Consider the following 25,795-nt stretch of genomic DNA (forward strand, 5'->3'; position numbering starts at 1 on the left):
GGTTATTTATCAAAAAACATTCTCTGAAAAACTAAAAGTCCCGCCCAATCGCCCAATAATTATTATTTATAGCAATTATTGCCTAAGATTGTTACACAGCAAGTTCGGTAGAGCCCAAATAGTTTTACTGAATCCATGGCATCCTTTGCCTCCTTATTGGTTATGCACCCTTGAGCATAGCTGATTTAGGCCAGTAATTTTCATTACTGAGTAAAGGGAATCTAGGTTAACTAATATATCTTCTGTTAGTGAGCTAGTATACATAAGTTTGCGAATCGGTTGACAGTCAAAATTCTCTCCTTTTACATAATAATGTTTTAGTCCCATTTGTTGGCTAATAATCCAGTAATCTGTTCTCACATAATTCGGTGAAACTAGTTCTATAATTTGAGTGCCAGGGCGACAAAATACCGTATTGGTCAGACCAGCGCCATGGGGAGCAACAATTGCTTTAACAGAAGCAAATAAAGCAACTTGTTCCTTCACAGATAGGCTTTCTAGGGCAATGGTAATAAAACCAAATTGGGATAGCAGCTCCTTGACCTCAGTTTCATTGATAACTTGTCGATGTCTGGCTTGCGCTCTAGAAATGTAGATCCGCTCTGGGTATCTTAATTCCAGAGTTTGCGGTAGAAACCTCTGTCTGAGAAAGTTAATAGTACCCTGCGGTACCCAATCAAAATGTCCGGGAAAGGAGGGTAAGACTAACTCCTGGGCTTGAATATGGGGGTAGCGATCGCTGGAGATAATTTTGTTAGCAGGAATGCCTAAGTAATTGAGGGTTTCTTGTTGAAAGGGTTGCTGTGGCGTATTGATCAAAAACCAATCAATCTTAAGGAAATCTATCCCACTGCGGCGCAGGATTTCAATTCTAGGCAGGACATCAAACATCCAGTGGTAGTAGCCATGTCCAGACAGTCCCGATAGAACCGCTACTGTGCCATCAATGTACTCTAAAGGCGGCATCTGATCCAGACTAAATATTCTATGGTTTCTGGGGTCGTAATGCTCACATCCAGGTAAATACCATGGGTAATTTCGAGAGAGGTCAGATAGCAAATAATCATCTGGAGTAATGATGGCGATGCTATGACAAATCTTCCAGTAACTGCTTTGGGGGGCAATCCAAGCCCGTCCTTTTGGGATAGTCGCCACAAAGACAGTAGGGGAATCCACAGAAAGTGTTTGCGGTGGCTGACACTGATAGACCCTCTTGCCGAGATGAATCGACTGAAACTGGTTACACAGTCGTCTCATACATCGATTACAGGTAACACCGCCACATTGAGGCTGGGACTGAGACTGGGACTGAGACTGGGACTGAGACTTGCTGCCTTCAACAGATATAGGAGCCAGGGCAGAAACTGGCGGCGCTACCATGGACATGGTGTTGATATCGTTTGGGAAACCATTGCCCTGGGAACAATGGTTCACAGAACCTTCAATTTCCCTCGATCCCGTATATTGCCAATCCTTGTCGATGGTTGACCAAGGTACCTCTATGTAGTAGCAGCCATGGCACTCTGTGTTTATATACCACTCTCTAGTCGCTTCATAAATGCCCTTGGTCGGGTGAGGGGGTTGGGAGGTAAGAGGCTTAGCACTATAGTTATCTTTCGGCTTAGCACTATAGTTATTTCTCGGCACGTTATCTATAGGCAAGACTCCGAGACTACCAAGGTTACCGCTCACCTTGCCCTCTTCTAAGTGCTGATGCCAGAGGGATTGGTAGTATTCAAGGGCTTGCTGGAACCGCTTTTGTTTGCTCAAGACTTGCCCTAACCGTAGATAAATCTGAGGATGAGCTGGTTGCAAGGCTAAACCCATGTGATAAGTCATCACTGCTGCATCCAGTCGCTGCTGCTCGGCTAAACAATCCCCTAAGCGTATATACAACTCAACCTGGTCTGGCTGAATCTGTAACGCTTTCTGGTAATACTTTTCCGCCTGCTTTGCTGCACCATACTCAAACAAGGTATCCCCTAAATACAAATAAGTCTGCCACAGATATAGGCAGACTTGGAAAGTATCTTCTTTGTTCCGTAGTGCCTCAAGAAATCCAGAACAATAAATTTGCGATCGCTCAAGTATGTCCTGGCCTGGTAAACCTTTAGCACGTTGGCAATAAGCCTCCACAAAAGCTGGTTGCAATGCGATCGCTTTTCGTAAATAGTCAAAGGCTAGGGCTAGTTTCCCCTGAGCCATCAAGGCGTTGGCGCATTCACTGTAGGTCAATATCTGTTCTGGATCCAGCCTCAGCAGCCTTTCAAAATACTGCACTGCTATCGGATAATTCCCCTTCTGTTGCCATAACCGACCCAGATTTAAGTAAGCTGATTTTAGCTCTGGGTTTAACTCAATCGCACTACTGTATGCCACCAGAGCTTGACCTGCCTTACCTTGTGCTTGCAGCACCTTACCCAGGTTATTATACAGAGTCCCACACTTAGGATTATGGTCGATACCTTGTTGGTCGATACCTTGTTGATAGACTGCCTTTGCTGCCTCGAATTGTTTTAGCTCAAAGAGAACACAGCCCAAGTTATTATAAGCGCTGAGGTAATCTGGCTGGTTGGTAATGGCTTGGCGATAACTGTTGCTGGCTTCCTCTAACTGACCCCGTTGACCATACAACACTCCTAGGTGATAGTGGGCTTTGGCATCCTTGGGGTTAAGTGCGATCGCTTGCTGATAGCTTTCTTTGGCAGCATCCCACTCCCACAGCTTGTGCCTCGTGATTCCTAGATTGTAATGGTACTCACCCTGATCCGGCTGTAGCCAAACCGCTTGTTGATAATGCCATGCTGCTGTTGTGAGCTCCTGGAGTTGACTATATAACTCACCTAGGCAAGCATGAGTTTGAGCTTGCTCCGGTTGGAGTTGCAGCGCTTTACTATAGGCATAAATTGCCTCCCTCCGCTTTTCCTGAGCAGCTAGGGCAAAGCCTAGTAAAACATTGAATTCCTCAGAATCAGGCTGCCGTCTCAAGGCTTGCCTACAAGAAGCAACGGCTTGACCCCATTGCTTGTTGGCTAAATAAGCCTTGACTTGTTGGTAACTTGGTTCAACCTTGATCATTAGGCAGCTATCGGGTTAGAACTAGCTTGGGCAGTTGACTGCTCCCACCGCTAAATCGAACGCGCCCCGCGTCGGCTAAGCCGGACGATTATAGCGGGGGATTCTTAAGAGCATAAAACTCTTACTGGTTGAGCCAAACAACCTCTAAACCCTCCGATACAATCATTGGGGTTACTTGTGTGCTTGCGAATTATATTTAGCGCTCCGTTGCAATCAGCGTTAATCAACCAACCTTTGCTAGTTCGGTATAATCCACGTTTGATTCTCTTACCACTGAACTTGTAGGATTTTGGGTTGTCAGCATTCCACACAGGCAATTCATCTTTATCCAAGCTAGATGCTTTACTGGTGTAAGATTCTTCCTGTTCGATCATTTCGATGCCATATCGTTGACAGAGGCTTTCCAGCTTGTCCTTGAATGTATATATCGGAATCTGGGTGAACTTTTGATTGTTTCGTTTCCCTAGATTGACCTTTTGTTTTAGGTCGGGGTTGTAACCAATAACAATCTTGCTGATCTTATTATTTCTGCACCAATCTACAACATACCGAGCTGCTTTGTTAGTGAAATCTCTGACTTTGTGATTCCGCTTTCTTAGTAACTTAGCCTGTCGATTCGTCAAGGCTTTAATGCCTTGTAAGTCTTTGATAGACTGAAGTTTGGAGTTGCGTTTATTGTACTGATTGTCAGACTTTATTCGCTTACCATCAATAATGAACGACTTTTGAGTAGTACTGACACATGTGGCAAAATTCTCAAGTCCTAAGTCGATACCTAAGATTTCGCCAGTCTGTTCGACCTGTTCTTCAGATTCATCCTCGTAACAATAACAAACATCAAAGTATCTTGCCCCATACTTAGGGATAATACGGATTTCTTTGACTGTTTTAGTTCTAAGTCTTTCAGGAACAGCAAACTGAACTGCCCCATGCTCTCGTTTGAATTTACAAGACATTGGAACAGTGAACAGCCAGTCTTTTCCTGGTAATTTTTCCCAGTCACGCTTCCTGATCGGGATAACTAAGAGAAAATGTCCATCTTTTGGGAGGTACTGTGGAAGTCTAATCTTTTCCTGATACCCTCCACTAGACTTAAGCTTTAACAACCCGAAGAAAGACTTGAAAGACCTATCAACAATCTTCAATGTTTGTTGCGCAATATCCGTCGGCAACAGTTTATAATTATCATTTTCTTTGGAATGATAATAATTCCTTTCGTATCGCAAATGTTTACGTTCTTGAAAGAAATACTGACGGACATTGTAGAGTCCCACGTTGAACATGTTCTTGCTCAAGTGACACATCTGCTTGAGAGCTAATATCTGCTGTTCGTCTAAACGCAGGTTATTAACTTGAGTTAGCATCCAGTCCTCCGCTAACAACATAGTTATTCTAGAGGAAATATTTAAAAAGTGCAAGTAATCTAGTCTCCAATTTCCAAGGGGCTGTGTGGGTCACCTGCGTCCGCACTTTATACGCCCCGTCTCCCGCTAACCCTACTGGTATAACGGGAGTCCCCTTGGAGTTTTTGATGGATAGTTGAACTGTCCCCCGCGTTCAGCCAGCATCGCGGTTTTCAGCCGTTAGAGTTGTGATTATTAACGTCTAGTTAAAACGAGTTCAGATAACCGTAACAAATAACACTAAATTGCTAACTGGTTATTAGGAATTTTTTAGTTGTCATTCCCTATTACTCATTACCTACACTACGAGATTACCTAGACCAGTATATAGCAGGAAACAAAAAAAGTTAATTTTCACAGTTTTAGAATTTTTTGTTGTTATTTTACATAATACTATTTCGCTATATTTTTTTTATAAACAAACTTCTTTTGCAAACTTTTTACATTGTGATCATTAAATCTTCATATCTGTTTCATAAAAATGGCTAATAACTATAGGGATCAGTGTAGGAATTCTGAGAATTTTTGTCCCGAAGTTCCCTGTTCCCTGTTCCCTGTTCCCTGTTCCCTGTTCCCTGTTCCCTTTGCTATATAAAGCTATAGCAGTGCTCAATGGGGTGATGGGAGGGTATGAAATGATACCACAAGTCAGTGTAATTATTCCCGCCTATAATTGCGATCGCTATATTACTGAAGCAGTGGAAAGTGTGCTGAATCAAGAAGCCTGTTCCTATGAGGTAGTGGTAATTGATGATGGTTCAACAGACCAGACTCGATCAGTGTTGCAACCCTATAGCGGACGCATTCGTTACATTTATCAAGAAAACCAAGGAGTCTCCCTTGCCCGCAACCATGGCATTAAATTAGCCTTGGGTGAATTTGTCGCATTCCTCGATGCCGATGACTTTTTCCTGCCAGGTAAGTTAGCTGCCCAGTTAGCAGTTTTTGAAGCACAACCCCATCTGGGAATTGTCCATAGTGGTTGGTATCGTGTCGATTCCCAGGGTAAGCTACTGATGACAGTGCGTCCATGGGAGAAAGTACCAGAATTAAACTTAGAAAGTTGGCTACTGTGGAAGCCAGTTCTGCCTAGTGCGATGATGTTCAGTCGCCATTGGCTAGAGTCCGTTGGCGGGTTTGACCCCAGGTTTCCACCCGCTGAAGATACAGAAATAGTGTTACGGTTAGCCCTCAAGGGTTGTCCTGCCGCTTGGTTGCGTCAGGTAACCGTAGGCTATCGGCAGCATCACCAAAGTGCTATGCACAAAGGATTGCCTCAAGCTCGCTCCCTGTCGGCAGCCATTGACAACTTCTTCCAACAGACTGATTTACCACAAGCAGTCCGTCTATTAGAAAATCAGGTGCGCTATGGAACCCTAGTATGGATTGCTTGGTATTTATATAATACAGGACATCCCAGGGAAATGATCAAGTATTTACAACAGGCTTGGGGCTATAGTCCTTATTTACCGATGGAGACAGTAGTACATTGGGCAGAGAATTTTGCCGAGTTTTCCAGGAATTGGGGCGGGGAGTTTGATGCTGATGGGTTGGGGAAGTCACCGGAGTGGCAGGAGTTGATGCAATGGGTGATGGCTCAGGCTAGAGAGACGATGTTGGTAGGTGGGTCTAGCTTGTACTAACTGAAACTACTGCATCAGTTGGTAATGGGTCATGGGTCATGGCTCGGGAGTAATTCTACTTAACTATTACTACTTAACTATTACTACTTAACTATTACCCATGAGCAACTGATGCTCCTGGACATTATATCAATTGCTTATATTGTGCTAGTTAAATGTGTATCAGCTTTGTAGCAATTGCGAAAAATCTTGCTACATAGTAATGACCCACTAAATCTCATCTTCCCATCTCTCCATTTCACAATTTTGCCATTTTGCCATCATCTGTAGGTGGAATCACTGAAATGCTTATGGTGATTACTTTCAAGGGTCAAACGTCAACAAAAGTTATACATAACATACAGAAGTTATACATTAACGCAAACCTGTTGGCAAACCGATAATTGCTACGCTGATTTCCCCGAAAAAAACCTAAACTCTTATTTATGGTTTATAAATATATTTATCAGCTTCACGGTGAGCGGATTTTGAAAAATCCAATTAACCAAAAAAAAATCTTAGTGATTAACCTGACTTCAAGCTTAGTCTTGAAGTTTTCATTTTTAAGTATTAAATTTTACCTATTTGGATTATTCCCATCAGCTTGATTTATCAAAGATATAATTCAGACAACAACACCTAATAAAAATGATAACTTTATTTATTGTTAAAAATAAATTTTTGGCCGCCCACCCAACCAGTATTCCTTGGATTAATGACTCCTACAACTGTCAAGCAACGGGAAGAGCTTGGGAACAGGGAGACTGTTGGGACTATGAACATTATCGCAACTGGTGATGGCGGGATTAATTTTTAAAAGACTATAGGTAAGCATATGCGCTACGCGCACGCTGCTTGAGGTGCCGTCAGCCGTGAGCTAAAAGCTCACGCTACTTGAGGTGCCGTCAGCTGAATGCTTACGTTCCCAGATCCGCTACTCCCTACTCCCTACTCCCTACTCCCTACTCCCTACTCCCTACTCCCTACTCCCTACTCCCTACTCCCTACTCCCTACTCCCTACTCCCTACTCCCTACTCCCTACTCCCTACTCCCTTAAAAAGGCTATATCTTGATCATGATAGTTTCCCCATTTCTCTATTATTTCCTGGGCAAGATGACTAGGGAATGAATGGTAACCGGGTTCCAATTTATTCGATAAAATTAAGTCAATCGCTATGTTATGGGCATAGAACACTGGATCGAGAGTCTGAACTGGAGTAGGTTCTGCTAAGGAAAAATTGATCGGAGCTTTTTTGAAAAGCACTTCTGCCTCTGAGAAGTTATCACCAAATTCATCTTCTGCGCCAATGTTGGCAAGATACTTACCACTAAAATCTTCCTTGTCTAAGTCATACTCCTTAGAAAGTACTCCATTAACTCCCGTACAGGTTACAACACAAAAAGCCTCCTTGAGTGCTGCCCTAATGCCATCCAGGTCGTCAGCTTGTAACCCTTTGATTCCTCTAGCTTTCAGCTGTTCCAAAATCTTAGGATTTTTCTCGACAACCACCAGCTCCTTGGTTAAGCCTAATAATTCATTAACGAGTCCTTTTCCAACTTTTCCACAACCAAAAATTATTAATTTTTTATCCACTAATGACTCGTTGGTTAACTGGTGGAAGGCTTTGACAAATGCCTTACTAGTGCCATAGAACGTTTCGATATTTTTTAAGGAACTGTCATCCACAGAAATTAAGGGATAGGGAATATCTAAGGATTGATAGATATCGTTATCGAGTTTAGTTAGCTCTACCACTCCCTGGCTAGGGGTGATTAGTGTGGGTAACTCTCCATAAAGATCTAAACAAATATCATAGTTATCCTCAAAATTACCTTCAAGATTAACCTCAACATTAGCACTGAGTAAAATTTCCACCGCTTCTGGGTTAGGCTTGATAAAATTAGGGCAAGACACGGTAAGCTCAGCACCAGCCAACAGCAAAGGTTCAACTTTAAAGACAGTTTCTATGGTCAAGTGGATATGATGTAATAGTCTTAATCCTTGATAAGGCTGATGGGAACGCATCTGTTGTCTCAGCTCAGCCATAAATGGCATAGCTTCAGAGCGGGGATGTTTTTGCCGTGCTTGTTCAAAGACCTTAAAATTAATCATTTATGATACACCCAATTAACGGTAGCGAAGTTGTTGACCCTTGATGACTAAACCCATTCTCATCGCGTTTCCAATTGGAGTGAATCGTTTTTGTTTCGTCATGGTTTGGGGATGATGACGCACGGTAGATAAACTCACGCTAAGCAGAGTCACAACAATTAGTGTAGCGCTTAAATTACGAGTAAAGGTTAAGTCAAACATTATCTGCGGATTTCCAACGGTCTCTACTTTCACAGTAGAAATCTCTTATGATTAGTTCCCCCAGTAATATGCAACTACCTTAATTGACTCTCTCGATAATGGTGAATCCCACCAATTCAATGGGTTGAGCAGTGTGGTTTAGCTAGACAATCTGCCCACTGGCACCATGGCAGAAAAATTCAATATCCTTGTTTATATTCGCACATTCAGGACTTTTGCACTTTTGCGTAAGTCCTACAGCAGATCTTTTGCTATTGGTATGGCGGTGCTCATATTAATGAAGTACATTCAATTTTCACAACCCCTGTCTTGATACAAAGCCCGAGTGGTTTGGGTTCTGACTCCCCATCTCCCCATCTCCCCATCTCCCCATCTCCCCACACCTCCCACACCTCCCACACCTCCCACACTTCCCTCTCTTTCCCTACTCCCTACCCAGCAATGTTGCCAATCAACCGTATCTCCTATTTGGAGCCATCTTATCTAGGGATTTCACTTTAGCAGCTCTTGGCTTATCCAATTGACCGTGAGACTTACAGGACAAAGCACTGTGGGGTAGAACTCGTAAGATTTCGGTTAGGGTGGTTACCCCTTTGGTTACCTTTTCAATCGCTGCCTTCCGGAAGGAATAAAAACTGATTTTATCCAGGTAACGGTGCAACTGAGTCATAGTTCCCTCATAAATCAACTGGCGTACGGTATCATCTACATCCAGTAACTCCACAATAGCTTCCCGTCCTAAATAGCCGGAATTGTAGCACTTGGCGCAACCCTTTCCTTTGCGCCAACCTTTGAGATTAGCTTCCTCTGGCCTCAAACTCAGCTTCCGCAAATCCTCAGAAGTCGGGGTATAAGGTTCTTGACAGTGGGGACATACTTTGCGCACCAAACGCTGTGCCACTATTCCCAATAGGGCATCACTGATTAAACCCGGTTCCGGACCAATATCTTTAATACGAGGAATAGCACTAACTGCATCATTGGTGTGGAGAGTGGTCAATACTAAGTGACCGGTCAAAGCAGCTCGAATCCCTGTTTCAGCGGTTTCAGCATCCCGAATTTCCCCCACCATAATGATGTCCGGGTCTTGGCGTAAAATTGCCCTCATCCCTGCCGCAAAGGTCATCCCCGCTGCCTCATTCACTTGGGTCTGGGTAATCCGAGGTAAGACATACTCCACTGGGTCTTCCACCGTTACTACATTCACATGTTCTGTGGCTAACCCTTGCAGGGAATTATATAGCGTACTAGTTTTACCAGAACCAGTCGGACCGGTGATAATAACCATTCCTTGGGGTTGCTGCAACCAACCTTTATAGATTTTAAGCTCTTCGTCAGAAAAGCCTAACTCTTCCAAGCCAGAAAAGGGGTTTTCTCTTGGTAATAAGCGAATCACTGCTTTCTCTCCCCCCACACAAGGGAGGGTACTCACCCGCAGATCTAACCCAAGTTCTGCCTCCTCCCCAGTAGCATAGTTTTCCCCAATCCGACCATCTTGAGGACGGCGGCTTTCAGCAATGTCCATATCAGACATGACTTTGAGAGCAACCACCACTGCTCGTCCCAAGTCTGACGGTAAGGTAGTTATATCCCTAAGAATCCCGTCAATGCGATAGCGGACTCTTAAGCCATCAGTCATCGGTTCCAGGTGAATATCACTGGCGCGGTTACGCAGAGCTCCAGAGATAATGGTTTTAATCCGCTCAATCTGGTCAGCCGCTTGGGAAAGATACAATTCTGTGGTTTCGGTAATGTCTTCTTGTTCCACCTCACCAGTAAGGGGATTGACAAAGGCGACCGAACTGATAGATTTGGCATTATTGTTTTCCCTGTGGTACCATCGCTTGTAACTTTTGGGTGCAATGGGAATAATTTTGATTTGGCTGAAAGTGCGATCGCTTAATGTTTTGATCTGCTCTGGGGATAACTGGACTGGGGTACCCAGGTAATAACAGTTGCGCCACAGTAGCAGCGGAATCACCGGGGGTAAATCTTGGCGATTGGGGAATGGCTTAAAGAACCGGGAACTGACTTCCCGATCCAGTAGGTTAACGTTTAGTTCTCCTTGTGGGTTAACCAACAGTTTAAGGGCTGTTTCACAGTTAATTTCACCTTTTATCAACTTCCTCCAAGCCGATGAAGTTCTAACGCCCGTTTGCATGATTTACCCCCCACTATATTAAACTAAATTAAACAGTTTTTGTAGATTAATTTCCAGTTTTAATTATCCCAAATACCTGGGTGCTTATTGACTATAGCAGTTTTTGATTAATTGGTATTACGCTTGGTTGATATTGGAGTGATAGATCAAGGTAATACTATAAATCTTTATCTAATCTTTATATATAACGTTACCTTTTTCCTTTCACAAAACCTAGGCTTAGCTAAATAGACTTACCTAGTTTTTTACAATGATTATATAGCCTTTCTAAACATTGACAAACAAGTAACAACAGTCTGGCGATACCCAGGCTCCACCAAACTAATGCTTATTGAGGGCGTTAGCACCGAACTTGTAGAGCTGACCTTCCTGAGTAACTATGACGATGAATTGGGTTTGCTGAACCATCTTCACAGAGGAATAGGTCGCCATTGGCAGCGACGGTAAACACACAGTGTTGTCCAAGGTTGTTGGATAGCGCGCTAAATAGTCTAGGAGTAAATCATGAAAGTAAGTCCAACAAAACGTTAATTTTACGTTAAGAAGTGGTTAATGAATTACTAGTATCTCAATTTTTTGTGAAAGTATACTGTCAGCTCTTAAACTAATCATGAATTTGTTCACAATTAAACTAATATTAACCTCTTTATCTAAAGAGAGATTAATAGAGTTTTAAAAGACTAGCGCTTGATTCAAGACGCTCTACCAGGTTGAAACAAGGAGAATTTTATAATGGCTGATATCTTCCATAAATCAGGGGTTTTGGCAGCCGCTAGTGTGGCTTTGGGTCTAGCTGTAATGCCAACCCAACCCGTCTCTGCTGCAACTATCAAGTATGATTTTACCGTAGATGTAGAGACAGGGAATTTAGCTGGCAACTCTTATCAGGGGTATTTTACCTATGATGACACCTTCCAATTTGACAGCGGATTTGAAAGATTCAACTCTCGAAACGATGACCTATCGGTAGTCTTCGACTTTAATGGTGTCACCTACACTGAAGAAGATGATTTCTTGTTTCCTGTAGGTCCCTACGTTGATTTTCAGGATGGAGAGCTTTTGGGATTGAATTTTGCTCCCAATTTCTTCGTTTTCGATTTTCCCTTTGAAATCCGTGACCAAGACGATGACCGCATAGGAGGCGACTTCTTTACCTATGGTGATTTATTCATCGGTTCTGGAGACGGTAGTGTCACCTACACTAAAGCGGGTAAAGTGCCCGAGCCTGCTACTATTTTAGGGTTAAGTGTCCTCGGTGCTAGCTTGCTGCTGGGTAAAAAGAAGGGATCCTCTCAAAAGGCTTAGAAGAGTTTTGAGAGTTGAAAGTTGAACGTTGAGTGTTGAACGTTGACGGTTGAGTGTTAAAGGTTGAGTATTGACAGTTGACCGTTAATACTCAACCCTTAATAGCTAGAATAATGGCATTGCTGAATCAAAGAATGAATATGAGTGGGGTGGGCATCCTGCCTGCCCGAAAATATATTGAAACTGGCAAGATGCCAGTTCCACGCCTGATGCCCATTCCACAGGTGCGACCCAAGGGCGATTTACTCACCCATTGGAAAGCGCACCTACTCTTAAAATCATTCCATTATTAAGAGGTTGTCTGAGAAGTCTCATTTACTACATCCAAGCCCCCGTGGGTCCCCCAATTTTGGGGGACTTTTACCATCAAATTGATTCTTGTTCCCCCCAAATTTGGGGGGCTAGGGGGGCAAAATTCAGTATCAAAAAACTTTTCAGATATCCTCTAAGCAACGCCAGAATAATGGCAAATTTCTAGTCATCTTCCTCATCAAAATTTCCTCCATCTCCCCATCTCCCCATCTCCCTATCTCCCCATCTCCCCATCTCCCCATCTCCCTATCTCCCCATCTCCCCATTTCCTAAAACTTCCCCAATCCCCGTTCCCTAACTTAGTTAAAAATACGGTTTTACTATAGTTAACTATTAATTAGCTTAGTAACACAAACTAAGAATCGTATCAATAATCATGACCTACCATAACAACAGACGGGATTCACTGATAGACAATCGTGACCTAGTTGGTAATTTACCCCCAGAAATCCCTAGTCATATTGTTGATTTTGCCATTAACATTACTCCTGAACTCACCAAAGGGCAGTTTGCCGAAGATAAAATCTGCTGTTTAAAAGCATTGATTAAGCAAACTAGCGAAATGATCAGCAACCTCAATCCGGCAAAGGCAGTCGTAACCACAACGGTAAATGGTCACTTACCTCATGTTCAAACCGTCTAAAAAATGCCTTCTTCTCGGATAGTGATAACTCACTAACCCCTCGGTTGTACAACGCATCACTAAACAATTCAACAAAATTAAAGACACCATAATCCGGTCCTCGTGGGTTTTCCCCCATAGAGGAATTTTCCTTATAATTAGGAAGACGCTGATCCCAATTAAACAAACCAATTTGGTCAAAAGTTTCCGTAAATCTAGCATTGGTGCGCAAGAATTGCTTTGTCTTTGGATGGGGGTCTAAGAACGGAAAATTAACATTTGCTTCCCCTTTTACCTTAGCATTAAACATCTTGATATGCTTTTCAATCCGGTCACGGTCTGTAGTAGGATTATCAAAATCTAAATTCAGATCTCCTAATAAGATAAAATTGGGATAATACGCTCGATCATGTTCGATAAACCGTCCTAATATCCATGCCATCAGTGCATCAAATTCCTGACGGCGATCTGAGATATAGTTACCAAAATACAGATGAGCATTAACCGCCATAAACTCATAGGGGTTAGTACCAGGATGACCAACAATTCTAAAGCTGACACAGAACGGTTGGCGAGCAAAGGTTAGAAACACTGGCATCTTAACATTCGGCTTCTGAGGGCGTTTTCCTAACTGATTTGAGTTCCACTGATCCAGTTCTTTTAGATAGTCCACATAGGGTAAGATAGCCTGATTGATCTGATCATAGTTACGAGCCAAGGTTTCTAACACCTTAGTACGGTCAAAAGAAATATCTGAGACCACTTCACCCCGCTGAACCATCGACCAATTATATATAAATCCCAGTCTTTCCCCTAATCCTGGTTCATTAGGAAACACCCCAGTTCGATCAGACACAATCGTACCAAACTCTGACCCCATCCGCCCCTTCAACTCCTGGAAACCATTCAGGTTATCCATAATTTCTTGGATAGCCAGCAAATCAAAGTGCTTACACACATGAGCCAAAAAATCCCAGGTTTCAGGACTGCGGTTAGTTACCCTCCCCAGTTTTCTGATATTAAATGACCCCAACACCACCGAGCCATATTCCCGTTTAGGCAATCCATACTTAGTGGGATCGTCAGCCAAAGTTTCTCGGATTTTTCCCCATTCTTCTGGAGTAAATTCAGACATAATCAGAACTTATATAGTATTTTTATTTGAACTGAGATTGGTACTGCTGAGAATAGCACGACTGAGGATAGCCTCGCTGAGATTAGCATCACTAAGATTAGCATCACTAAGATTAGCATCATTCAGGTCAGTACGGAACAAGTTAGCTCCCAATAAATTAGCACCATATAAATTAGCCCCGTTGAGTTTAGCAAGGCTAAGGTTAGCACCACTCAAATTGACACTGCTGAGGTTAACATTACTCAAATTAGCACCGCTGAGATCAGCGCCTGCACAATCGGATGTTGTATTAAGACCAGCAATTCTCCCTATCTCCAAAAAGTCCTTAGTTTTCCCATCTATACAGCGATCGATTAACGGTTGCGCTTCTGGCCGAATTTCTTGATCAGACATCGGTTGACTTGACCAAAATTAGTATATAATAATTATCAAAATTTTACTCTATACAGCTTTGAGGGCAATCAGCTCATCCCTGATACAGTCAGTCGCCAATTCACCCTCCTTTCATTGTCTTGATGCAGTCGCTCAGGATGTTACAATTAAAAAGCTGCTGGGAATAGTAGGTAAAAACAAAGATTATAAAATGCTTACCCATTGGAAAAAATCCCTAGCCAAGAGTGCTGGATTCTTGGCTGTTTTGACTGTTGTACAGGGTTTCTGCGTGAGTCAATCAGCTTCTGCGCAATGCGTGCCGAGTAATTTTACCTCCGACTGGTTACAACGACAGGAGTACCTTGGTGGTCACACCATTGATCGCCATGTTGGTAAAAGTGATCAACAACTAGTAGACCGATTAATTAATGCTCCCAGAATCAGCGCAGCTAGCACCTATCCCGATTTGGAAACTGCTGCCACTAATATTAAAGCTGCTTTGAGAGCCAACCGGAATAGATTAAATAGTTGGGTTCTTGATGCTGGTATAGGTGAGAAGCGAGCTGTTAACTATAGGGCTAGGGACGTAGTTGGTCGTGTGGCTAGCCGTCCTGCTTCTCTGAGCAATATTTCTAATAGTAGGAAGTTGCGTGTGGTTATGGAAAAAACAGCAAAGGGAGATTGCTTACTTCTTACGTCATATCCCGCTAGATAACTGCTCAGGGGATTGTAGATTTTATAGTGTAGATATTATAGTTTAGACTGACCCTTGCTTAAACTATAATATCTTGTATTTATTGAATCTTCAGTCTCTAATTATCTAATATTTAGTCATTACTCAACATTAGCAATTAAATATACACTAAAAATCTACCCATGAGCCAAAAACCTAACTACGAAAATCTCTACAGTTTTCTTGCTGGGGAGTTTGCTGAAGCTGATTTTGAAGGTAAAAGTGATGAAGAGGTAGTTCTTGGCTGCAACAATCCAGAACTTGCCAAGTGGCATCGTACCATAATTACCGAAGGAAGGGTTGCTTTGGCTTCTCGCTCCTTTCCCTGGAAAGATGTGGGTGACTATGCCAATCGCTATTTTGAAACTGAAGAAAGTGCTAGAAAATGGCTAACAGAAATGCTCGACCTGTTGGAAAGTTGCCTTGATAAAGTATCCGGAGGAGAGTAAAGTCTAGCGGCTTTTAATGTGGTGAGGTACAGAGTTTCTGGTTTTAGGGAATAGGGAACAGCGAACAGGGAAATCAGAAGAGGGAACAGGACAAAAATTATGTGTACCTCATTAGGATAAAAACCGCTAGACTTTAGCTGTTCGCGTAGCGTGCGCGTAGCGCTTAAGCTGGTAGCACCTCAAGTAGCGTGGCACAGGCTTCTAGCCTGTGAGGTAGTGCGCTGCTTGGCTCGCTTCCGCCAAATTCCCATGACCACTATGAAAAAAAGGGTATTATTTCCCCGATTAAACTATACTCGAAACTTGAGAATTTCTCCTTACCCACGTTGTCTTAATTCCCGGTTATAACTGGGGTGATGAATCCCCAAACACAATCCATACATGTATAGCGCTACGCGCAAGGCAAAAGCCATGCATGCTAAAGGCAAAAGGCAAAGGTGCGCTTGACCTTGGCGAATTAAATTCGCCACGGGTCGCACCTAAAAGTTTACTAAAAGTGCTTTTCAGCTTTTCTCAATGTCAAACACCTTAATGCCTAGTGCTATATCTAGCCATTGTCAAGGTGTTTTTTTCCATAACAGTGGGGTATAGTTCTGGGGCATCCTCTAAAGTAAACAGGACGAGTGAATCATGTAAAAAAAACGGTCTTATCGGGAAAAATTTAAAGAAGAGATAGGTGGGTTGATTGATGCGATTGATCTATCGGATTTGCAGAAGCGGTTTATCAAAGCTCGCTGGCTCGACCAAGTTTTGTGGTTAGACAAGCGAGCAAATCAGTAGTGAAACCCAACCCTGGTAATGGTTTTAGATAAAATCAAGGGTTTTAGGAGTTTTGTCAGTCAATCAGCCCTAAAACTACCGTATAATAATATAATAGATAAAGCCTAGCCCTGATTACCACTGTCAGCCAATCTATTATGCTTAAAAGTTCTTTGGCAAAATCATCTCTGAGGACTGAGCAACCTCCAGACTGTGAGATATCCCAGTTATCCCCTACTTCCTTGACTCTGATCGCTGATTTCTTTAAAGTCTTATCTGAAGTAAGTCGCTTGCAAATTATCTGTTGTCTGAAGTCAGGCTCCAAAAATGTTAGTCAAATTATCGAAGAAACAGGCTTAGGTCAAGCCAATGTATCCAAGCATTTAAAAATCCTGGCTAAAGCAGGGATTGTCACTCGCAATCAACAAGGAATCAATGTCTTTTACCAAATAGCTAATCCCTTTATCTTTGAGCTATGTGAGCTAGTGTGTGATTCCCTGTCACTGCAAATAAAGCAACAACATCAACAGCTAGAGCAACTCAAAGCGATGCAGCAATCTTTTTAGTGATCTTGGTAATTGGTAATTGGTAATTGTGATTAGTCCCGAACTATTGCCCATCATTCAACTCCAATTCCCCTCCCGTTACGGCGCTTTGCATAACTATCAAGTACACTGAATTTTTTCCCTATTCCCTATTCCCTCTTACCTGCTCCCTGCTCCGAACGCGCCCCGCGTGGCCCACGGCCTCAGTCCCTGCTCCCTAAAAACCCAGAACTTTGTACCTAATTGAATTGCAAACCGCTGTATACCCGTTCGCGCAGCGTCGGGCTTTGCCCGAAATGGTTAGCGGGAGATGGGGCAAACAGCTATCGGTTGACGTAGTGTCTCCAAAGGAGAATCGCTACGTCAACGCACACATACTTGATAATTAATCCTTGATAATTAATCGTTCTTTTATAGCTTTCCAAGGATTCCCTAAAAGCCAAGACAACAGGCCAGTCAGAAATGCGATCGCAAACCATATCCATGACCGATATATGATAATAACCACAGACAGGACAGCAATCAGCAACAAGGCTACTTGCACTACCAGGGAAATCAACTTCTGGCGACTACCATCACCCTTTTTAATCCCTGATGATTGGGTAATCTGTTGCCACCAATAAAATAGTTGTAAGGATTTATTCAAGACTTGATAGATCAAACTACTACCGAAGCCTGGAGTGCGATCGCTTAATACAGTGATCAGCATATCTCGCACAATCAGGGCAGCTCGGGTAGCGAGATTTGTTAGGATAGTAGTGGGAATATCATTTGAGAATGTCTCTGAACCCACCTGGTAATGGTTGAGAAAGAACGTTTCTTTACCCTGGGGTAAGGAGTCAATGCTTTTCCTAGCTAATTCCTGAGCTGCTAGTAGACTAATCGTTTCACTAAAACTACCCTCAACTAGACTATACTGGGGTTTGGTGGTTAGACTTGTGGTTAGATTTGTGGTTTGACTATCGTTAGGAGCAGCAGGTTGAACTCGCTGGTTACTCCACTCTAGTTGTTCAGAAATTTCATCTTCAATCACATTCTGTAGGTCAGTGCTGAGAATATCACGATGTCCTTCCAACACTAAATCATCCAGTATTGTTTTGATATCAGCCTCAGAAAGATCTGGATTAGGAGTCGCCAGCTTACGTAGATGACCTTTAATTTTATCCTGGTGATCAGCGGTAGCGTTAGGGAAAGACTCTTGAATTAAAAAATCTAAGTACTGTTCTTTAAACTGATCAAATTCTTCTCCCGCTTCAGGAATGTTATATTCTTGAGCTTGTCGTTTCAAAAACTTAGGAAACTTAGCAATCCCCTCAGGAGTAAGTAAAGCTTCAACTATCCGGTTTAATCCGTCTAAGCGCCCCCACATAATATCATTAGAACGCCACGACTTCTTAAAGAAACCGCCAAAAGCATTTAAGGTATTTCCCGCCAGTTTACTATCTAACTTTTGCCCTTTACCAAAACCCAGCTGAGCATCATCTGGACTAATCCGAATCGTCTCGATCAGATTTTTTTCCTCAATTTCAGATAGATACTCAAAGGGATACAGAACTTTATCGAGTTCTCGAAATCGTTTAAAACGAGTCAAGAGTTCTTCAGACTGATTTACCCCACTTAGTTCAATGAATTTCTCTGATGCTTCCTCTATCTTACACAAAACGGAGGAGTATTGTTCTCCATTATTTTCCGTATCGTTATTTTTTAATTTTTCAGCATGCCAGATTTTTTGAAGTTGATTTGGTTCTTGCTCTACTTGATTAACTTTTTGCTTAAATTGTTCAAAAATGCTGGAAATTCGCCGCTGGGGCAACCAGTCAATGGTGGTTTTTCCAACTGTCTGGGTTTCAGAGTTAGCGGCTAATTGTTCTGCTGCTTCTTCTGGTAATTTTTGCAAGAAATAGGCTGGGACTTTTTCTAAATAAGATTGCTGATGGTTTTGTGGTACAAATTCTGCTAGCCCCTCAGCATCGAGCAAGAAACGGTATAACCGAATTAGACGGTTATAAATCTGAGTAGGATGCAGTTGATTATCTTTAGACTCGGAACTTTGATTAGTTTGAAAGGATGATATCAGGTCATAGAAGTATTGACTAATATGGGGATGAGTTAACAGCTTAGTTAATGCTATTTTAATGACTTCTAGGAGTTTAATATGACGACCTAGCCTTAAAGCTAGGTATTGGAGGGTTTTATACTCAGATAATGATTGCTCCTGATTCATCAACTGACAAACTTTTTTAACGATATAGAAGTGCTTCCTTAAGGCATATTCGATATCGATATTGCTAATCTGTTGACTAGGGTCTTGGAGAATAATGTCGTGATTTTCCAGTTTTTCCGGTTCAGTAATGTCTTGGGTCAGTAGCTTAGCTATTTTCTCCAAAAGGACTTGCTTGTTTAAGGTTTCTTGGTAAGATTTGGTGCTACTGACTTGAGACATTCTCAAGACTAGAGGTAATGTGCGATCGCGTAAGCTAATCAGACGACTACGCCAATAAATTCCCGTCTCCACTGGGAGGGTTTTCTGTTGGGAGTTGTCAGCCTTGGCAAATAAGGGGGATTCCGCATCTTCTAGCAGAGACTGGTAGCGCTGGATTTTATGGTTACGGTCTTTGATTAACCCCAAATCATTACTAATACTTTCATAGGTCGGCATTCCTAACAACGACTCCTGGATTACCTCCCAGACATCAGGCTTTGCCATCTGATTAAACTTTTGGCTGCCAGCAAAATTATCTGGACTGGGATCGATATAAAATAACTTGCGCTCAACTGGATAATAGTCGGCACGATAATACATTTCTTTGATGGTGTAACTGAAAGGCCGATTATCTAGCACCCCTCCATCCACAAAGTGCAATTGATACCCACCCGTTGGAGGGGTTTCCGGTAACTTGCGATTCTTCAGGATTCCCCATTCTACTAACTTGGCATCGACCTGATTGCTAGGATTATCTAACTCAACGGTAACCACAGGGAAAGCAACTGGAAAACACGATGTAATACGACACAGTTTTGCCAGAGCTTGATAGGTATCTTGAACCGTTGAATTGTTTGGGTTAAAATTGGGATTAAAGGGCTCTTTGCGACCTTGACGGTGCTTGAGATGAAAGATAGTGCGGTGGTCTTTAAGATCAATCACCCGTCCGGTATCATCAAAAACGGTATCAACCCGTCCTACAACATCAGTTCCTGTCACAAATAAATCTAATTCATTAAACGAAGATACCCACTCGTCGGAGGGTGCTTTCTTTTTATTACTCTGCCCTTGCTCAAAGGCTTTAGCTAGTGCATCTTGATAGTAGCCCTTGCCATCTAAAATAGATTCCCCATCATTTTTACCTTGACTAATGCTAGGTTTATGCATGAGCTTGCGGATGTTGCCATTTTCCCGCCAAATTTGGGCAAAGTTTTCAAAATCTATAACTTCATCCTGACTACTATTGGTCAAAGCGTAGCTAAGCAGAACCCCATTAATTCCTCCTGCTGACGTGCCTGAGAGAATATCAACAATAATATCAGAATCAGTAAGAGCTTTAACTAGTTTATAGATACCTCTACCGCGAACTGCATTATAAAATTCGCGGCAAACACCGTTCATATAAATGGCTAGAGAGACTCCACCATAAACCACTAGTCCTAAGCGCAGTTCTCTGCTAAATTCTGGCTTGCGAAAGTTTTGGCTAGACATAATATGGCTCTCCAATTATGGACGTTACCGTTAATTACTGGCTAAATATAGCAATCCGTGTAGGAATTGTGATAATTTTTGATGCCATATTCCCTACTCCCGTTCCCCTCCTGGGAGGGGTTAGGGGTGGGTTCCTGTTCCCTGCTCCCTGTTCCCTGTTCCCTTTGCTATAGTAGTAAGGTGCTGCTGACACAACCTGCGGAAATCATCCCCGCGATGTTCAAAGCTTTGGTATTGGTCAAAGCTAGCACAGGCAGGAGAAAGCAGGACAACACTAGAATTATACTGTTGAGCTAGTTCTGCTGCTCTTGGTACCGCTTTCGCCATAGTTTCCACAATTTCGTAACTGGAATAGCTAGCTTCCTTAAGGCGTGCCGCAAAAGCAGGTGCAGCTTCACCAATGAGTAAGACAACCGCTGCTTTGAGTTTAATGGTCTCAATCCAACTGGTATCATCACCAGCTTTGGCTTCACCACCAGCAATTAGAATAGTGGGTGCAGCTACTGAGGCTAAACCGACTTGAGCCGCATCATAGTTGGTGGCTTTACTATCATTGATGAAGTCTATCCCCTGCCAGGTAATCACCTTTTCTAGGCGATGGGGAACACCAGGAAACTTGGCAATGGCGGATGCGATCGCATTTTTATCAATTCCTGCCAATCGTGCTGTTGCCACTGCCATTAATAAATTTTGTCGATTGTGATCTCCAACCATCTGTAAGGATTTCACTGGCAAGATCGGTTCTGAGTCTGCTATCACCCAGTCATCTTGGATGTAGGCCCAAGGTTTAAAATTCCTGTCCCCCTGACCAGCTGTGATACTAATCCAATAGGCATCGGGCCAATAGTTTACTCCCAAATTACCCAGGTAAGGGTCATCCCCATTGATAACTTGTAACTGGGAGCGACGCAGTAAAGATGCCTTGATGTCATAATAGTTTTCCAGGGTTTTGTGACGGCTGAGGTGGTCAGGAGTCAAGGTTGTCAAGACACCAATACGAGGGGCAAGGTCTTTGGAAGATTCGATTTGGTAACTGCTGATTTCCCCAATTACCCAATCGATTGGGGATGTTTCCTGGGGTTTACCCGTGATTTCTGGTGCTAGGAGGAGTTCGCAAGCGGCATAACCAATGTTACCGCAGGCGGGGGCATGGAAACCAGCTTCTTGAAAAATAGCAGCAATCAGGGAGGTGGTAGTAGTTTTGCCGTTAGTACCAGTAACACCTACCCATGGACAGGATTGGAGATAACGCCAAGCTAGTTCAATTTCCCCTATGGTTTCAATGCCTTGGGTCCTGGCCGCAACTAACACTGGTATATCCCAGGGAACACCAGGACTAACTACAATCAGCTGGGGTAAGTCTGAAGAGTCTAGGGTTAGGGAATAACCCAGTTTAAGATTAATTCCGTCTCTGGCAAGCTGTTGTTGTTGGTGTTGCCAGTCTTCTGGGGTATAACGTACAGCGATGCGTTCAGGGCTAGCAGCATCGCTGAGAGTGACATCCCAACCTTCTTTTCTTAGAAGTCTTGCGGCTGCAAGACCTGAGCGTCCTAATCCAATAACATCAGCCTTAGGCATACTTTGATTGGTAGTGCATCTGATGGTTTGCCGTTTATAACTATAGCAGTTATAGCGGTTTTGAATTGGATAAGTTACTTACTTTTTGGGAGTAGGGAGTAGGGAGTAGGGAGTAGGGGGAATAAATTTGACTTTACTTTATAAGTATTATCAACGCTATAATTCTTTATTACTTGACATTAATAGGACTTAAATATTATCCAAAAATATCGAATATTTTAAAAATAGTTCCTTGCCCAATCTCGCACTGCTCGCCGAATTGCCCGCCTCCCATTAGCCCGATGGCGCTCAATTAAACTAGGAAGCTCTTGAATCGGTAACTCAGGAAAAACCCTACTCTTGGCTTGTTCTACATACTCACCCTCTTGCAGTAAGTAAATTGTTAGTTTGCCAGCATCATAGCACCAGATTTCTGGGACTCCCAAGCGAGAATAGATTGGCAAACGAGGCAGTGATTTACTAGTTACATCAATTTCTAGAGCGAGATCTGGGGGGGGATCTTGGTTGAGATCTAAGTCCAACCTGCCTCGAATCGCGGCTTCATTTTGGATATAAAAACAATTATCTGCTTCTACCCCAGCTAAGCTACTCTCTCGCCGCCAGGTTGTTGACCCTAAACTTTCGTAGTCGAAATCTAGTTCATCTGCCAGCTCCTTAACTAGGTCACCAATCACCTCTTTATAATATTCATGTTCAGCTAAAGGAGTCATAATCTCAAGGGTACCATAATCATAGGCTAAACGAGCAGATCGATGGTCACCTAAATCTAGCAGCAGATTTTCAAACTGTTTCCAGGAAATGTTATGTAAAACCACCCGATCTGCTCTCGGTTTCGTCACTACCATTAGTTTTATCTCCGAAGCTAATAATAGGTCATTTTTTTAGTATAGAATTACTCTCTATAGCAGTTATCAATTGGGTAAGTTACAAAGTGCTGATAACTGCTAAGCATCCTCTATATCAAGCTGAGAAAAAAATTTTTTGACAGGGATTGTGGACAATTCAATGTTCCAAAAGAACCGCTTCGCGAACGCAATCGCAACCACCAGCTGATTGAGAAGAACTTTGGGATTGCATTTAAAGACTTTAATTATATCAAAAATAAACAAATATCAACAGATGCTGGGTTTAGCACCCCAAAAACTCCAGCAGCTTTAAGCCTGAGGGGAATATGGGGATTTGACCTTGCCATCTGAGCCGAGGAATCTTAACATAAGTTAATGTAATGCAATATTTCTAAACATATTAACTATGGCTACTTCAGAAGAACAACGCAAACAGAAAATCATGGAGCACCTGGAGAAAACTACCCAACTGCCTCAGCAGCAGCCTTCCTTATATTCAGAGGCTAGGAAGCAGAAAATTATGGAGCACATCAAAATGACCCTAGGTTAAGGCAAAGCCCTAGATATTCCGTAGGGTGGGTTAGGCGCGGGAAAGATTTGAGAGATTATCAATCAGTCTTGGGAAGCGCCGTAACCCACCTTCTTCAAATTGCGCACCTGACCACTGAGCTATCATGGCGAAGCGAGAATTCTAAACCATGGAAATTCATGACACAGCCCAACAGTCGGTTTATGAACGAGGCCATTGCTCTATCTGTGATCAGCGTTAGGTCTGGAAAGGGAGGTCCGTTTGGAGCAGTGGTTGTCAAGGATGGAGAGATTATTGCCAAAGCTCATAATCAAGTCACCTCCACGAATGATCCTACGGCACATGCTGAAATTGTAGCTATCCGTGATGCCTGCAAGGTCTTACAGAATTTTCAACTGACCGGTTGCGAACTCTATACTAGCTGTGAGCCATGCCCGATGTGCCTCGGGGCGATCTACTGGGCTAGGCTGGACAAGGTTTACTATGCCAATACTAAAGCTGATGCGGCTCAAATTGGATTTGATGACCAGTTCATTTACGAGGAATTGGACTTGCCCATAAGCGATCGCAAACTTCCAATAATTCAATTGATGCGGGATGAAGCCTTAAGAGCTTTCCAAGAATGGCAAGATAAAACCGATAAGGTAGAGTATTAGTGACATCCTCCTACACCAAATCAAAGATTATGGTGATCGCTTCCAATGAATCACTTCTTCGGCTTCCTGGTTGTTCTCTTACGAGCTTTCGACACTTGCCGGTGCAATTCCCAAAGATGGACCCTCTGCAGGGGTAACTATGGTAACAGCGATCGCATCCCTGTTGATGAATCAATCGGTACGCACGGATACTGCCATGACGGGAGAAATAAACCTCAGTGGTGAAGTACTCCCCATTGGTGGAGTGCGAGAAAAGGTGTTAGCAGCGCACCGGTCTGGTATCACACGAGTGCTATTACCGCAACAGAATCAGAAAGACCTAGTTGACGTGCCGGACGATGTGCGTAACCAAATGGAATTTATTTTATGCGATCGCATTGAACAAGTGTTGGAGAATGCCCTACTCCACCAACAGGAAGTCAAATCTCAGCAAGATGCACGGGATGGTCATCACAAGATAACTAAACTGTTTCAGATGTTTAGTAATTGAATTAAAGCGATCGCTTACTCCAAGTATCGAACGATTCACGGCTCTACAAGAACAAGTAGCGCGCGCAACAGGTTTCGACTAATGCTGCTGTGGAAAGATTAGACCGAATCTTGGATGATCTGATTCGAGGCCATGGAAAACCAGAAAAGCGATCAGGTAAAAGGTAATTTTGTCAACCCCCTAGCAATTAGATATCTACTCCTATTTATTACCTACCTAGAAACAAATAGAGATTGCTGGTTGAGGTGGAGTCTAGGCTATGGGGTTTAGGGAAATTCAAGGGCGATTTCATATTTCTTTACAAACTGTTACGGATTAAGTCAATCGCCCCCAAAAAAATGTGGAGTATAGGCTGTGAGGTTTAGGGGAATTCAAGGACTATTTCATATTTCTTTACAAACTCTACCGAATGTAAGTGAATCGTCCCAAAAAAATTTAGATAATATTAAATTTAATAGCTAGGAATTGGTAGATAAAGTAAACTACAGCTATTCAAAGACTATGGTGCCACTATCTTACTAGATGATTGACGAACATTACTCACTACAAGTTACCATTTACAATTCTAACCAATGCTTGGCTTTGAGTTGGTCAAAGATGCTCCGACAACTCTCAAAGCACTTAACTAATTAAGTGATAAATTAAATTATCAAAAGTCAACCCTCAACAGTAATAAATCAACCATGGATAATCGTTGCATGATTCCCGTAGTTAGGTCTCCCAAAGACTACCAAGCTTATCGTATTAGTCCCCAGGATAAAAATCGCTTAGCCATTGTCTTCGATCCAGACAGTGCTAATGCTTCAATAACATTTTGTGTAGAGATTTTTGAGCCAGGAGGAAAGACTCCGCTCCATTATCATCAAATTGGAGTAGAAATGTTCTATATCCTCAAGGGTCAAGGCTTAGCTAGCTGCGATGGCAAAATCGTTCAGCTGCGGACTGGAGATACGTTATTAGTGCCGCCTACAGGAATTCATGAAATTAGAAATACTGGGACTGAGCGTTTGTATACCCTGTGCTGGATGGTGCCTAATGACGACTTTGCTGAACTAGTTCGCAGTGGTACACCGGTTGAATTCGATCAAGAGGATATGAGAGTGCTTGGGGGTCAAGATGTGTTGGTAGCCTGTTGAATAATTGAATAGCTGGATATCTGGGACTGTTCATCACTTTCTATTTAATAAAATCC

The 25,795-nt window shown here is 42.7% G+C and carries 24 protein-coding genes; 13 read left to right on the forward strand and 11 right to left on the reverse strand.

Annotated features, from left to right (window positions below; genetic code table 11):
* Window positions 1-153: 153 nt before the first annotated feature.
* Window positions 154-3,078 carry a tetratricopeptide repeat protein gene (locus tag F6K53_RS17295; protein ID WP_293072009.1) on the reverse strand — a complete coding sequence of 975 codons (2,925 nt, stop codon included), beginning with the start codon at window positions 3,076-3,078 and terminating at the stop codon, window positions 154-156.
* A gap of 104 nt (window positions 3,079-3,182) precedes the next feature.
* Window positions 3,183-4,463 (reverse strand): transposase, encoded by a 1,281-nt coding sequence (locus F6K53_RS17300; protein ID WP_293081423.1) that lies wholly within the window; start codon window positions 4,461-4,463, stop codon window positions 3,183-3,185.
* A gap of 638 nt (window positions 4,464-5,101) precedes the next feature.
* On the opposite strand from F6K53_RS17300, the gene F6K53_RS17305 reads away from it, so the two are divergent.
* From F6K53_RS17305 to F6K53_RS17315, 3 genes are all read left to right on the forward strand, one after another.
* Complete coding sequence (locus F6K53_RS17305; RefSeq protein ID WP_293072011.1) at window positions 5,102-6,124, forward strand: glycosyltransferase; 1,023 nt, start codon at window positions 5,102-5,104, stop codon at window positions 6,122-6,124.
* Between the two features lie 627 nt (window positions 6,125-6,751).
* A complete protein-coding gene (locus tag F6K53_RS17310) occupies window positions 6,752-6,901 on the forward strand; it encodes a hypothetical protein (protein WP_293029632.1) in 150 nt (49 codons plus the stop codon).
* Between the two features lie 115 nt (window positions 6,902-7,016).
* On the forward strand, window positions 7,017-7,226 hold the full coding sequence (locus F6K53_RS17315; RefSeq protein ID WP_293081425.1) for a hypothetical protein: 210 nt from the start codon (window positions 7,017-7,019) through the stop codon (window positions 7,224-7,226).
* Here the strand turns inward: F6K53_RS17315 and F6K53_RS17320 are convergent.
* The 3 genes from F6K53_RS17320 to F6K53_RS17330 all read right to left on the reverse strand — a co-directional run bounded on the left by F6K53_RS17320 (window position 7,150) and on the right by F6K53_RS17330 (window position 10,579).
* The gene (locus tag F6K53_RS17320; RefSeq protein ID WP_293081428.1) at window positions 7,150-8,217 is read right to left on the reverse strand and encodes an adenosylhomocysteinase; all 1,068 of its coding nucleotides are present in this window, start codon (window positions 8,215-8,217) and stop codon (window positions 7,150-7,152) included. The genes F6K53_RS17315 and F6K53_RS17320 overlap by 77 nt on opposite strands.
* Before the next feature lie 15 nt (window positions 8,218-8,232).
* Complete coding sequence (locus tag F6K53_RS17325) at window positions 8,233-8,451, reverse strand: hypothetical protein (RefSeq protein WP_293041359.1); 219 nt, start codon at window positions 8,449-8,451, stop codon at window positions 8,233-8,235.
* Between the two features lie 418 nt (window positions 8,452-8,869).
* A complete protein-coding gene (locus F6K53_RS17330) occupies window positions 8,870-10,579 on the reverse strand; it encodes a GspE/PulE family protein (RefSeq protein WP_293068601.1) in 1,710 nt (569 codons plus the stop codon).
* A 732-nt stretch (window positions 10,580-11,311) separates the two neighbouring features.
* On the opposite strand from F6K53_RS17330, the gene F6K53_RS17335 reads away from it, so the two are divergent.
* Window positions 11,312-11,884 (forward strand): PEP-CTERM sorting domain-containing protein, encoded by a 573-nt coding sequence (locus F6K53_RS17335; protein ID WP_293068598.1) that lies wholly within the window; start codon window positions 11,312-11,314, stop codon window positions 11,882-11,884.
* 434 nt (window positions 11,885-12,318) lie between these two features.
* Here the strand turns inward: F6K53_RS17335 and F6K53_RS17340 are convergent, their stop codons facing one another.
* Window positions 12,319-12,462 carry a hypothetical protein gene (locus F6K53_RS17340; RefSeq protein WP_293041350.1) on the reverse strand — a complete coding sequence of 48 codons (144 nt, stop codon included), beginning with the start codon at window positions 12,460-12,462 and terminating at the stop codon, window positions 12,319-12,321.
* 110 nt (window positions 12,463-12,572) lie between these two features.
* On the opposite strand from F6K53_RS17340, the gene F6K53_RS17345 reads away from it, so the two are divergent.
* Window positions 12,573-12,839, forward strand: a complete 267-nt coding sequence (locus F6K53_RS17345) for a hypothetical protein (protein WP_293068596.1) — start codon at window positions 12,573-12,575, stop codon at window positions 12,837-12,839.
* Here F6K53_RS17345 and F6K53_RS17350 read toward each other — a convergent pair.
* Both F6K53_RS17350 and F6K53_RS17355 read right to left on the reverse strand, forming a co-directional pair.
* Window positions 12,772-13,953 (reverse strand): endonuclease/exonuclease/phosphatase family protein, encoded by a 1,182-nt coding sequence (locus F6K53_RS17350; protein WP_293068593.1) that lies wholly within the window; start codon window positions 13,951-13,953, stop codon window positions 12,772-12,774. The genes F6K53_RS17345 and F6K53_RS17350 overlap by 68 nt on opposite strands.
* A gap of 9 nt (window positions 13,954-13,962) precedes the next feature.
* Window positions 13,963-14,346 carry a pentapeptide repeat-containing protein gene (locus F6K53_RS17355; RefSeq protein ID WP_293027390.1) on the reverse strand — a complete coding sequence of 128 codons (384 nt, stop codon included), beginning with the start codon at window positions 14,344-14,346 and terminating at the stop codon, window positions 13,963-13,965.
* Window positions 14,347-14,536: 190 nt separating this feature from the next.
* Between F6K53_RS17355 and F6K53_RS17360 the strand changes: the two genes are divergently transcribed.
* The 4 genes from F6K53_RS17360 to F6K53_RS17375 all read left to right on the forward strand — a co-directional run bounded on the left by F6K53_RS17360 (window position 14,537) and on the right by F6K53_RS17375 (window position 17,200).
* A complete protein-coding gene (locus tag F6K53_RS17360) occupies window positions 14,537-15,040 on the forward strand; it encodes an RNase A-like domain-containing protein (protein WP_293027387.1) in 504 nt (167 codons plus the stop codon).
* 161 nt (window positions 15,041-15,201) lie between these two features.
* The gene (locus F6K53_RS17365; RefSeq protein ID WP_293027385.1) at window positions 15,202-15,507 is read left to right on the forward strand and encodes a hypothetical protein; all 306 of its coding nucleotides are present in this window, start codon (window positions 15,202-15,204) and stop codon (window positions 15,505-15,507) included.
* Window positions 15,508-16,424: 917 nt separating this feature from the next.
* Window positions 16,425-16,832: a metalloregulator ArsR/SmtB family transcription factor gene (locus tag F6K53_RS17370; RefSeq protein ID WP_293068588.1), complete on the forward strand. Its 408-nt coding sequence runs from the start codon at window positions 16,425-16,427 to the stop codon at window positions 16,830-16,832.
* A 212-nt stretch (window positions 16,833-17,044) separates the two neighbouring features.
* Window positions 17,045-17,200 carry a hypothetical protein gene (locus F6K53_RS17375; RefSeq protein WP_293081432.1) on the forward strand — a complete coding sequence of 52 codons (156 nt, stop codon included), beginning with the start codon at window positions 17,045-17,047 and terminating at the stop codon, window positions 17,198-17,200.
* Here the strand turns inward: F6K53_RS17375 and F6K53_RS17380 are convergent.
* The 3 genes from F6K53_RS17380 to F6K53_RS17390 all read right to left on the reverse strand — a co-directional run bounded on the left by F6K53_RS17380 (window position 17,197) and on the right by F6K53_RS17390 (window position 22,928).
* On the reverse strand, window positions 17,197-20,505 hold the full coding sequence (locus tag F6K53_RS17380) for a patatin-like protein (protein WP_293068585.1): 3,309 nt from the start codon (window positions 20,503-20,505) through the stop codon (window positions 17,197-17,199). The genes F6K53_RS17375 and F6K53_RS17380 overlap by 4 nt on opposite strands.
* A gap of 120 nt (window positions 20,506-20,625) precedes the next feature.
* Window positions 20,626-22,083: a UDP-N-acetylmuramoyl-L-alanine--D-glutamate ligase gene (gene murD, locus F6K53_RS17385; protein ID WP_293068582.1), complete on the reverse strand. Its 1,458-nt coding sequence runs from the start codon at window positions 22,081-22,083 to the stop codon at window positions 20,626-20,628.
* Window positions 22,084-22,301: 218 nt separating this feature from the next.
* A complete protein-coding gene (locus F6K53_RS17390; RefSeq protein WP_293027370.1) occupies window positions 22,302-22,928 on the reverse strand; it encodes a Uma2 family endonuclease in 627 nt (208 codons plus the stop codon).
* A 406-nt stretch (window positions 22,929-23,334) separates the two neighbouring features.
* On the opposite strand from F6K53_RS17390, the gene F6K53_RS17395 reads away from it, so the two are divergent.
* The 4 genes from F6K53_RS17395 (at window position 23,335) to F6K53_RS17410 (ending at window position 25,739) form a co-directional block, all read left to right on the forward strand.
* Window positions 23,335-23,478: a hypothetical protein gene (locus tag F6K53_RS17395; RefSeq protein ID WP_293027367.1), complete on the forward strand. Its 144-nt coding sequence runs from the start codon at window positions 23,335-23,337 to the stop codon at window positions 23,476-23,478.
* A 158-nt stretch (window positions 23,479-23,636) separates the two neighbouring features.
* Window positions 23,637-24,113, forward strand: a complete 477-nt coding sequence (locus F6K53_RS17400; RefSeq protein WP_075904737.1) for a nucleoside deaminase — start codon at window positions 23,637-23,639, stop codon at window positions 24,111-24,113.
* A 70-nt stretch (window positions 24,114-24,183) separates the two neighbouring features.
* Window positions 24,184-24,603, forward strand: coding sequence for a S16 family serine protease (locus tag F6K53_RS17405; RefSeq protein ID WP_293068575.1), 420 nt, complete (start codon window positions 24,184-24,186; stop codon window positions 24,601-24,603).
* A 683-nt stretch (window positions 24,604-25,286) separates the two neighbouring features.
* Window positions 25,287-25,739: a cupin domain-containing protein gene (locus F6K53_RS17410; protein ID WP_293020568.1), complete on the forward strand. Its 453-nt coding sequence runs from the start codon at window positions 25,287-25,289 to the stop codon at window positions 25,737-25,739.
* The last annotated feature ends 56 nt before the right edge of the window (window positions 25,740-25,795 follow it).

This window comes from Moorena sp. SIO4A1, assembly GCF_010672065.1.
Classification (GTDB): domain Bacteria; phylum Cyanobacteriota; class Cyanobacteriia; order Cyanobacteriales; family Coleofasciculaceae; genus Moorena.